Genomic DNA, 10,936 nt, shown 5'->3' on the forward strand with positions numbered 1-10,936 from the left:
TTTGAAGGAGTGCTACTTGAGGACGGATGGCCAATTGCCGTCAGCATCCACGATGCGTTTCGACTGGTTCTCTTCCCACGTCGACTGCACGCCTTTCGAGTAATTCAGATACAATTTGCCATCAACGATTTTCCAAGCGTCCGGAACCGTGCTGGCCGTGTAACCTTCGCTAACCGCATAAGCGCAGTAGCCACCATATTGCGGCGCAAACGCTGCAGGGTCGGCTGCGAACTTCGCGCGGTTTTCTTCATTGGCAAAAAGCCATGTCGTGCCGTTCCACTCGTGGCTGAACTCACGCTTGCCCGGCACAGGTTTTCCTTCGGTAAAGTAAGCGACCGTGTCTGTGCCGTCGATAGCAACGCCGCTTTCAGCGTAGATGTTGGGCGCAGCGCCTGCCGGTAGATACCACGACAGCACCGCAACAGCAGGCAGAGCCACCAGAAAGCCTATAAAAGCGCGTTTATTGAGTGCCATGTCGCAAACTCCTTTTGGAAACTTCACGCAAACATAGGCTACCCGACACGCCAGTCCATACCGGCTCACCGCAATGTCATCACCCGTCAACTGGCCACAAATGTCGCTGGCAAGACGGGTGCGACGGAACTGGTGCATGACATTGTGCCTTTTGCCCCCTATCTGAAGGCAGAAGACAAATTCTGACCCCGCAATTCGGGGCGAAAGGCGCATTTCATGAAAAACGCAGGCAATTTCTACATCAACGGCGCATGGGTCGCTCCACAGGCCGGAACCGCATTCGACGTGATCGACCCGTCGAACGAAGAGGTCGTAACGCAGATTTCGCTCGGCGGAGAAGCCGACACCAATTCTGCCGTCGCAGCAGCGAAAGCTGCGTTTGTGAAGTGGCAGTGGTCCACAAAAGCCGAACGTCTCGAGCTGATGGAAAACATTCTCGCGATCTACGCCAAACGGTCCGACGAGATGGGCGAAACCATCAGCCGCGAAATGGGCGCGCCTATCGATATGGCGAAGCAGCAGCAGTCCGGTGCTGGTGCAGGCCACATCAAGGCGTTCATTCAGGCTTTGAAGGAGTTCGAATTCGAACATCCGCTGCGCGAAGGTGATGAAAGCACACAGATCATCCATGAACCCATTGGCGTTTGTGCCCTTATCACCCCTTGGAACTGGCCGATGAACCAGATCGCGCTGAAGGTGATGCCCGCCATCGCCACCGGTTGCACCATGGTGTTGAAACCATCCGAACAGTCGCCGCTGTCCGGCATTCTGTTTTCCGAAATCCTGCACGAAGCTGGCGTTCCCGCCGGCGTGTATAACATGCTCAACGGCGACGGCCCGGGCGTCGGCTCGCAGCTGACCGACCACGCAGACGTGGACATGGTGTCCTTCACCGGCTCCACCCGCGCCGGTCGTCTCATCACCAAAGCCGCCGCCGACAGAATCAAGCGCGTGTCCTTGGAACTGGGCGGCAAAGGCGCGAACCTCGTCTTCGCCGATGCTGACGAGAAAGCCGTGAAACAGGGCATCATCCGCTGCTTCAACAACACCGGCCAGTCCTGCAACGCCCCCACCCGTATGCTGGTCGAACGCTCGCGTTACGACGAAGCGGTGGAACAGGCCAAGGCCGCAGCGGAGGCCACATCGGTCAATTCCGCGTCGCAAGAAGGCCGTCACATCGGTCCACTGGTCTCGCAGATGCAGTTCGACAAGGTACAGGATCTCATTCAGGTCGGCATCGATGAGGGCGCGAAACTTGTCGCCGGTGGCATGGGCCGCCCGGACGGTTTGAACCGTGGCTACTACGTGCGCCCGACGGTGTTTGCAGACTGCAACAACGATATGCAGATCATGCGTGAGGAAATCTTCGGCCCCGTTCTGTCGATGATGCCCTTCGACACCGAAGAAGAAGCAATCGCCATCGCCAATGACACCGATTACGGCCTCACCAACTATGTGCAGACCACCGACCCCGAAAAAGCCAAACGTGTCGCCCGCCAGCTTCGCACCGGCATGGTGGACATGAACGGCCAGGGCCGCGGTGCAGGCTCACCATTCGGAGGCATGAAACAGTCCGGCAACGGCCGTGAAGGCGGCAAGTGGGGCTTGGACGAGTTTCTCGAAGTGAAGGCAGTAGGCGGTTGGCCGACTTAGGCCAGAGCTAGCCAGACATTTGAAAAGGGCGGGAGAAAACTCCCGCCCTTTTTATTTAAGCAGCCCCCGGCACGCCACTGGCACCCTTCTTGATGAACGTCCCTTGCTGCAGATCACGCACAGCCTCGTGCAGTTCCTCGCGTGTATTCATAACGATCGGCCCGTGCCACGCCACCGGCTCCTGTATCGGTTGGCCGGAGACCAGAAGAAACCGCATTCCATCCTGGCCGGAGTTCACAACGATCTCGTTGCCCGTATCGAAGCGCACCAGCGTGCGGTTGCCGGACATATCGCGAATGTTCAGTTCCTCGCCCGCAAACACCTTCTCCACCTTCACACCTACGGGATTGGACGCGTCCTTGAACGTTCCCTGCCCCGCGAAAATGTAGGCGAAGGTCGAAGCATAGGTATCCACCGGCAACACTTTGCGGGTGTTGGCCGGCATGGACACATCAAGGATCATCGGATCGGCTGCGATACCGTCCACCGGTCCTTTTGTACCCCAGAATTCCCCGGTGATGATCTTCACCGCCACGCCGTCGTCATCCGTGATGATCGGAAATTCCTTGCCCGAGATATCCTGATAGCGCGGATCGGTCATCTTCAACGAAGACGGCAGATTGGCCCAAAGCTGGAAGCCGTGCATCTGCCCGCGCTCGTTACCCGATGGCATTTCCTGATGCATGATGCCGGAACCAGCGGTCATCCACTGCACCGAACCTGCGCCCAGCACACCGCGATTGCCCAGCGAGTCGCCGTGCTCGACCGTGCCCTCCAGCACATAAGTTATCGTTTCGATGCCACGATGGGGGTGCCACGGGAAACCGGCTTCATATTTGGCCGGGTCGTCATTGCGAAAATCATCCATCATCAAAAACGGATCGCAACGGTTCTGCTCGTCGAAGCCGAACACGCGATGCAGATGAACGCCCGCGCCTTCCATGGTGGGAACGGCCTGAGACTGAGATGCTACTGGTCTGAAGGTCATGGTCTTACTCTTGGGTCCGTGCCGCCGAGAAATCGAAAATTGAAAGTGGGGCCGGATCTGTCTCACCACATCTAGGCCTGCGCACGCCGGTTTCAAACAGCCCTGCCATGCACAACCATCACATCTTGCATCACGTCGCTGCGATGGTTTGCTCACGCCATTCTTCAAGCTGTTCGGAAATAGCCTCGGTGATACCAGCCAGGCCAAGCTCCTGCATCCAGCCATGCCATGTTTCAGCAAGCAGCACGACGCGCTCATTCATCTCACTTTCCGGCAGATCATACGTCGTTGTAACGATTGCTGATGATTGAAAAGTAGCAAGCGTCAAAAGGCCGAAGAGAAAAATCGCGAGGCAACGGGTGGCAAGCATGTCGGCTCCTCAGAACTGAAAATAGATGAAGGGCGCAGTGCCCGGCGGTGATAGCCACACGATCACGAGTATCGCCGTGATGAACGCCCCCCCCGCCAACCAGAGAGGAACCGCAGTCAACTTTGCCGCAACATTTTCAGCCAGCATGCGCGGCCCGAACTGGAACAGAAACGGCACGAAAAGCACCACCAGCGTGAACCATGCCAGTTCGCCGGTGCCAACGGTGAAATCCGCCAGACCCGCAAACATCGTCAGCGCCACATCGAGATCGGCAGCGCGAAAGAATATCCACGCGGCGCAAACCAGATGGAATGTCACCAGCCAACCAAGCATCCGCCCTGCACCCGTACCACCACGCCAACCCAGCGCCCGCTCCGTCGCCAACCACGCGCCATGGATCGCGCCCCATATCAGAAAATTCCAAGCGGCCCCGTGCCACAATCCGCCCAGCACCATCGTGGTGAGCAGATTGCTGTAGGTCTTCCATGTGCCGAAGCGCGAACCGCCCAGCGGTATATAGAGATAATCCCGCAGCCATTGCGACAGAGAGATGTGCCAACGCCGCCAGAAATCCTGCAGCGATGATGCGCGATAGGGCTGATCGAAATTCTTCTGAAAATGAAAACCCAGCAACGCCGCCGTGCCGATGGCGATATCGCTGTAGCCCGAAAAATCGCAATAGATCTGCATCGCGTAACCATAGGTGCCGAGCAGCAGCATCAGGCTCGATTGCGCTTGCGGATCGAGAAACACCGGGTCCACCAGATCGACGGCCAAGTAATTCGCCACCACCATTTTCTTGAACAACCCGAAGGCGATCAACGTAAAGCCGACGGAGATGGCAGCGCGCGTCAGTTCCGCCCGTCGTTCCAACTGCGGCAGAAAATCCGCAGCCCGCACGATGGGACCAGCGACCAACTGCGGGAACAAGGCGATGTAAAGCAGCACATCCAGCGGTGCTTCGCGGGCGATCACCTCGCGGCGATAGACATCTACTACGTAAGAGATCGCCTGAAACGTGAAGAAGGATATGCCCACCGGCAGCACGATCTGCATGAACGGAAGGTCGCGCTGCAAGCCCAGCGCGAACAGTCCATCCTGCAAACTCTGCAGAAAGAAGCCGTAGTACTTGAACGCCGCCAGAATGCCGAGCAGCGCAATAACGGCGACCGTGACGACGCCCTTTCGAGGTCCATCACGCTGCGCCAAACCCGCTGCCCACGCCACCAGCGAAGCCAGCAGAAGCAGGAAACAGAAGCGCCAGTCCCACCAGCCGTAGAAGACGTAACTCGCACCCAGCAACAGCCATTTGCGCGCGACTTCCCGCTCCCGCAGCGCCCATGCGGCAGCGAAGACCAACGGGAAGAATATCGCGAATGTGGGAGTTGGAAACAGCAAGGCAGGCGAAACCGGCGTGAAGTGATGCAACACCTTCTAGGGTGTTTTTTGCCGATGCGAAATCAGGGCGTTACCCGGGACGCGAAACCTAGTTCTGCGCCACAGTCACATCGCCGCCCATCAGGAAGGCTGCAAAGGCGTTGGCAGAGCGGGCATAGCCGCGCGATGTGAGGTGAACACGGTCCTTGGCAGCGAGCTTCTTCGAAGCCCATTGATTGATGGCGCAGCGGCCACCCATAGCCTCGGACCAATCCCAGTAGGCCGCGTTCTGGCGCTTGGCCATTTGCTGCACGGTATCGCGCAGTGGGCCGAGCCTCCGCGGCTCTTTCCAGCCGCCACCACAGCTTGCACCTTTGCCCTTGCGGCGAAGACCGGAGGCGGCGCCAATATAAACGAGATCGGCTTGCGGCGCTGCATCGGCCAGCGACTGCATGAAAGCGCTGCCGCGTTTCGCGTAGCGCTTCAGATCGAGATTATCGTTGAAGCCTTCATTCGTGCCGTAACCATAGACGATTAGGTCCGGCGCAATGGCCTTCACATCGTTCGCCACGAGCTTGGGATCAAACCGACGAGTTATGTTCACCGTCGCCCCAATGAGCCCGAAATTCACATAGCGCACGCCCGGCGTTTCGCGACCTGTGGCCCATGACAGAACTTCGATGCGCGAGCCGCCACCGCCGCGCACGATGAGTTCACTGCCCTTGGCGTCGATGCGGAATGTCTTGGAACCTTTGGACGCCGCGCGAGCATCGAATGTCTTTTCGACACCGCCTGCCGACACAACCACACGCCCCTGCGATGGGCCGGATACGACCGTGACCTGCGCCCAGTCGAACGTGCCGTTCTGGCTGAGCAACGTCATTTTCGCCCGCGAGGAACGAGTGGCGACCGACACGCCGGACAGACCGAAGCGCTGCTCTTTAACACGCAAAGCGGTGCGCGCTTTCCATGAACCGTTGGACGTCATCCGCACCTGATCGGCCACACCGTATTTGAACGCCTTGGCCGGAATGACCGCACCACGACCAGCATTGCCGTATTCATTTTGCAACGCCCGCCGGATGCCACGGGTAAAAGAATCCGATGCCACATGGCTGTCGCCGATATGCAGCACTGTCACCGGCTTGGTGCGGCTTCCGGATTTCAGACCAGCCAGTTTCGCACGGAAACCAGCCAGCGGTTTTCCGTTCTGACGGGCTACCGTTTCCGGCTTTGATTTTGGCGGGCGGGGCGACGCGATTGCATCTGTAGCGCGTTGTGCGGGCGGCGAGACGTCCGTCGGGGTAAGCGCTGCAACGACCACCGGTGTCGGCTCGACCTCTTCTGTCGCTTCTGTCAGTTCGCTGCTTTGCTTCTGCAACCCATCACGCGCGGTGCGGATGGCACTTGCCCGCTGCGTCGGTGTAGCGGTGGGAAATTGCGATTGAATTGGACGGTTCTGCGCCACGTTTGCGAACGGCGAGTTGGATTTGCTTTGCCCCGCCTGCTGGCAACCAACCAAAAGACCTATACCTGCGACACCGACAAAAGCGGTGGCGAGTTTCAAGCTGAAAACCGCTTGTCGACGCATGAACGAGACCTGCTGAACGATTGTTAAAACGCTATGGCGGGCAACACCGCGCCTTAACGAAAACTAACCGAACAGCGTTAACGAAAAGCGACCACAGGAACCGCAACGCACTCCCAATATGGAGCAGGAAGCTAGTTCGAAGCGGTCATCGCGGCGATATCGGCCTTGATAGCATCGTCTACAATTCCGGCAAAAATCAGATAGCCGCTAGGCGTAAAGTGAACGCCATCGCGATTGCGGATCTCCTGCGTCTTGCCGTCAGCGTCCTTGTGGTAAGGGCTGAACTCGCCCTTCGCGTCCGCCAGTGGCGTCCAGGTATCGACAAATTTCACACCTGTTTGCCGGGCTACATCGGCAAGAATACCGTTCACGAAAGCATAGTCCTCAGGATAGCTTTTCTGCGAAACAATAGGGATGCCTGTCCAGTAAACGGTCAATCCGGACGCTTTCAAATCATCAGCCAGCGCCTTGGCCCGAGCAATGTAACGCTCCTTCCAACCGTCGGACGGATAATGGTGCTTCTTGCCCTTTTCGCGGATGGACTGAAGATCATTGAGGCCAAGCTGGACGATGGCGATGTCGTATTTTCCCGACTGAGAAATCTTGCGCGCAGCCTTGTTCCAGTCATAGCGATCGGACCGCACGAGACCTGTGTTCACCTTGGATTTTTTCACGGTGCGAAACGTGTCGTCATCCTTGTTCAACTGCGTCAAACCCTGATGCAGACCATCAGCCAGCGAGTCACCCAAAATAACGATGTCGTAGATGCCGTCAGCAGGCTTTGCAGCCATGTAGGGCGCCGTGACGATGGTCGTAGGCGCCGCGGCATTTTGAACGGTGGGCTCTGAGGCGTTTGCGTGAAACGGAACTAAAGCCACCAACGCAAAAGCTGTTGCGGTCAAGAATTTGCCAAACATGAATGTTCCCCTGAACATCAAAATAATATCGCGATACTGCCTCGCTTGGCAGCATCATACAGTGATGAACAGCACAGGCTCAACGCGTCATAGATGACAAAGTGCTTTAGACATGGCCTGTTGCCCGGCTGCACTCGTCCACGATGATGGACCCGATCACCGCACAATCCGCCTCATCGAATGTCAGTGGCACACGTATATCGCAGGTGTTGGACAACACGTTGCGGGTTTGCGGCAGGTCCTGCGGTTCGCCCAGATATTCCCAAGAATCGTAGCGGCTGGTAAACGCTGTCGGTTTGTTCGCTCCGAACCATTTCACGTCCACCCCGCGTTTGGCACAGGCAGTGATGAAATCGGGAAATTGCGATGCATCCAGCGCCGGGCGGAACTGTAGCGACGAACCAACGTAATGTTCGTGATCGCGGCGCACGGGCGTGGTGATGGCGTTACTTTTGCGCAGGCCGGTATCGAGCGCACGATACAGCCTGTTCCACCGCTCCACCTTCTCATCCAGCCCGACCAACTGTCCACGAGCAATGGCTGCACGCAGATTGTCCATGCGACCGGAATAGTTGGGTGTCGCCGTGCGGATACCGTCGAACGCCGCTTCATCAGGCCCAGCGCCGTGGCTGCCGTAGAGCATGTAGGAGCCTGACATTATGGTGGCACGGGCGGCGATCTGCGGGTCGTTCGTCGTCAGCAACCCGCCCTCGCCGGTGTTGATGTGCTTGTAGGTTTGCAGTGAAAACGCGGCCACATGGCCAAAATTTCCGGAGCGTTTGCCCCTCCAATGCGCCCCCATCGTATGGGCGCAGTCTTCCACCATGGTGATGCCGTAGCGCTCGCAGATGTCCCCTACTGCATCCATATCCGCGATATGCCCGCGCATGTGGGACAGCATGAGAAACTTCGCGCCTGAAGATGCAGCCTTGGCTTCCAGATCAGCAATGTCGATGTGCCACTCCTCGTCGATCTCGACGAAGACCGGCACGCCACCGGCATTGTGGATCGCGCCCGGCACCGGGGCCAGCGTATAGGCATTGGCTAGCACGGGATCGCCCACCTTCAGGCCAGCAGCTTTCAACGCCACCGCAAGCGCGTAACCGCCGGACGCGCAAGCAAGTGCATAATCTGCCCCCTGCCACTTTGCATATTCCGCCTCCAACGCAGCAGCTTCCGACACTTCGCCCGGCACAGTGTTGTAACGATGCAGGCGACCCGTGCGAAGGATGTCGCCAACACGGGCGATGGTTGCTTCGTCGATGGGTTCTTGTTGGGTGAATGGTTTGTCGAAAATGGTCACAAATTCAGCCCGTAAATCGCAGAGTATTTCTGTTCCAGATAATCGAGCAACGGGCTGCTGGAAACCGCTTGGCCGGACGCCTGCTGCATAAGCTTTGCCGGTTCCAGCAAACTGCCTTTCACATGCACCCGCTCCCTTAGGAACGCGAGCACTGTGGACGTATCGCCAGCCGCAATCTGCTCATCGAGATCAGGGGCCGTTTCACGCAGCGCGAGATTCAACTGCGCTGCATAGATGTTGCCCAGCGAATAGGTCGGGAAGTAGCCGAACAGCCCCACCGACCAATGCACATCCTGCAGCACGCCGTGGGCAGCATCGGGCACGGCCAGACCGAAATCGCGCTCGAAACGTTCGTTCCATGCCGCTTCCAGATCATCGACTTCCAGCGCCCCACCGATCAAATCGCGCTCCAGCTCGAAGCGCAGCAGAACGTGGAGATTGTAATGCACTTCATCCGCCTCGGTGCGGATGAAACCCGTCTCGACACGGTTGATCGCAGCATAAAACGCATCCTCGTCCAGCAGTCCACCATCACCCAAATGCTCTTGAAAGTGTGGAAAGAGCCAACGGCAATAAGCGTGGCTGCGGCCAATCTGGTTTTCCCAAAGCCGCGACTGGGACTCGTGCACACCCATGGAAACATGAGTGCCGACAGGCGTCAGCGCATGGTCGCGCGGCAAGCCCTGTTCGTAGAGCGCGTGGCCGACCTCGTGCTGGGTGGAATAGAGGCAGCCCAGCGGATCATCATCTTCCAGCCGCGTGGTGATGCGCGAATCGTCCATCGTGCCGCTGGAAAACGGATGGACGGAAAGATCGAGCCGTCCGGCCTCGAAATCGTAGCCCGCATTTTCAGCCATCAGATGGGCAAGTTTCATCTGCCCATCGGTGGGGAAATCACCGCTCATCGCAGGGGCCTGACGACCGCTTTCGGCAATCGCTGCACGCAGCGCGGAAAGCCGTGGGCGCATGCCTTCCAACAACGGCGACAGCACATCGACCGTCATGCCCGGCTCGAAATCCGCCAACAGAGCGTCGTATGTGCTTTGCCCCGGCGCAGCGATAGCGGCTGCTTCATCACGCTTGAGCGCGATGATAGTTTTCAACTCCGGCGCAAAATCAGCGAAGCTGTTCGCTGCCCGCGCAGCCGCCCACACGCCCTGCGCGCGGGTCGTGGTGCGGGCCAGTTCCTCGGCCAATCGTGCCGGAACTTTGGAATCGCGGTCGAATGACCTGCGGATCAGCCGCACGTTTGCCGCCTGCACGTCGTTTAGATCACCGCCATCGAGCGCCGCCAACCATTCGCCGATACGCGCATCCGTTCGCAAACCGTGGGACACAGCCTCCAGCGCACCAGCCTGTTCGGCCCGCGCTGCAGCACCCTTGGGCGGCATCATCACCTCTTGGTCCCACGATAAAATTCCGGCCACTTGAGACAGTGCCTGTACGCGGGCCATGTGGGCCATCAAATCTTCATACGCGGCCATGTGCACCCTTTCACAGGCCAAGCATCTGGCCGGTACTGTTGGACTGAGAGAGGTCAGGCCGAGCGATTTGCGCAAGGCCTGTACGAAGCGGTAATACTCGGCGATGAACGAGTCAAAACCCACTGCAAAAATGGATATCGTCAGCCTTGGCATGTCCTGTCAAAGCGCCCACCAACTGGCGCGTTTTGCAGTTGAAAATCCCGAAATTGTTACCTTCAAAAAAGGCCCGTTCGACTGGCTAATTTGTCCAGCTGACAGCAGTATTTCCCTGCTCGACAGCAAGCTGGATGCGCCGCAACTGACGGAGCTGGAAATTAGACGCAACCACGTTTTCTGGCCCCGTCATGACCTGTGGTTCTGGCACGGATACATGAAACGCAAAGGCGATCTGCGCGAGTTGGCATTGGAGGAAACCTTCGAGCGGGAAGCCGCAAAATTTGCCAACCAGCGGGCGCAATTTCTGGCGCTCGATCCGACCAGAACGTTGTTCATTATCTCCAACACCCAGAACAATCTGATTGGCGACGTTTTCGATAGCAATGAGATAGATCGCGTAACCTTCGACGCTAACCGTCTGTTGAGCCTGAAAGCATCACTCACCAATCTTTTCCGATCACCTATCAACCTCGCGGCAGTCTCCAGAAAAGACCGCTTCACAGGCGATTTTCCCGACGGAATAGATGTTCAACTCCTGTCTAGCGACGACAGTGAATGGAAGGGTGATGACGCGCAGTGGAACGCGGCATTGCGCGAAATCATAAACACTTAAAACCCGCATC

10 protein-coding genes are annotated in these 10,936 nt (G+C 57.9%); 2 read left to right on the plus strand and 8 right to left on the minus strand.

Annotated elements, in window-relative coordinates:
- Positions 1 to 12 precede the first annotated feature (12 nt).
- Positions 13 to 474 (minus strand): YHS domain-containing (seleno)protein, encoded by a 462-nt coding sequence (locus R2A130_RS14280; RefSeq protein ID WP_009758505.1) that lies wholly within the window; start codon positions 472 to 474, stop codon positions 13 to 15.
- 216 nt (positions 475 to 690) lie between these two features.
- Between R2A130_RS14280 and R2A130_RS14285 the strand changes: the two genes are divergently transcribed.
- The gene (locus R2A130_RS14285; RefSeq protein WP_009758506.1) at positions 691 to 2,127 is read left to right on the plus strand and encodes an aldehyde dehydrogenase family protein; all 1,437 of its coding nucleotides are present in this window, start codon (positions 691 to 693) and stop codon (positions 2,125 to 2,127) included.
- 55 nt (positions 2,128 to 2,182) lie between these two features.
- On the opposite strand, the gene R2A130_RS14290 is transcribed toward R2A130_RS14285, so the two are convergent.
- The 7 genes from R2A130_RS14290 to R2A130_RS14320 all read right to left on the minus strand — a co-directional run bounded on the left by R2A130_RS14290 (position 2,183) and on the right by R2A130_RS14320 (position 10,157).
- A complete protein-coding gene (locus tag R2A130_RS14290; RefSeq protein ID WP_040306095.1) occupies positions 2,183 to 3,115 on the minus strand; it encodes a pirin family protein in 933 nt (310 codons plus the stop codon).
- Between the two features lie 130 nt (positions 3,116 to 3,245).
- Positions 3,246 to 3,485 (minus strand): hypothetical protein, encoded by a 240-nt coding sequence (locus R2A130_RS14295; protein ID WP_009758508.1) that lies wholly within the window; start codon positions 3,483 to 3,485, stop codon positions 3,246 to 3,248.
- Between the two features lie 9 nt (positions 3,486 to 3,494).
- Positions 3,495 to 4,916 (minus strand): MBOAT family protein, encoded by a 1,422-nt coding sequence (locus tag R2A130_RS14300; RefSeq protein WP_009758509.1) that lies wholly within the window; start codon positions 4,914 to 4,916, stop codon positions 3,495 to 3,497.
- 55 nt (positions 4,917 to 4,971) lie between these two features.
- Complete coding sequence (locus tag R2A130_RS14305; protein ID WP_040306096.1) at positions 4,972 to 6,453, minus strand: GDSL-type esterase/lipase family protein; 1,482 nt, start codon at positions 6,451 to 6,453, stop codon at positions 4,972 to 4,974.
- Between the two features lie 131 nt (positions 6,454 to 6,584).
- Positions 6,585 to 7,370, minus strand: coding sequence for a DUF459 domain-containing protein (locus R2A130_RS14310; protein ID WP_009758512.1), 786 nt, complete (start codon positions 7,368 to 7,370; stop codon positions 6,585 to 6,587).
- A 106-nt stretch (positions 7,371 to 7,476) separates the two neighbouring features.
- Complete coding sequence (locus R2A130_RS14315; protein ID WP_009758513.1) at positions 7,477 to 8,673, minus strand: DegT/DnrJ/EryC1/StrS aminotransferase family protein; 1,197 nt, start codon at positions 8,671 to 8,673, stop codon at positions 7,477 to 7,479.
- Positions 8,670 to 10,157: a carboxypeptidase M32 gene (locus tag R2A130_RS14320; protein WP_009758514.1), complete on the minus strand. Its 1,488-nt coding sequence runs from the start codon at positions 10,155 to 10,157 to the stop codon at positions 8,670 to 8,672. Before R2A130_RS14320 ends, R2A130_RS14315 begins: the two co-directional genes overlap by 4 nt.
- 103 nt (positions 10,158 to 10,260) lie before the next feature.
- On the opposite strand from R2A130_RS14320, the gene R2A130_RS14325 reads away from it, so the two are divergent.
- Positions 10,261 to 10,926: a hypothetical protein gene (locus tag R2A130_RS14325; RefSeq protein WP_009758515.1), complete on the plus strand. Its 666-nt coding sequence runs from the start codon at positions 10,261 to 10,263 to the stop codon at positions 10,924 to 10,926.
- The last annotated feature ends 10 nt before the right edge of the window (positions 10,927 to 10,936 follow it).

Origin of the sequence: Ahrensia sp. R2A130 (genome assembly GCF_000179775.1) — a bacterium.
GTDB lineage: Bacteria > Pseudomonadota > Alphaproteobacteria > Rhizobiales > Rhizobiaceae > Pseudahrensia.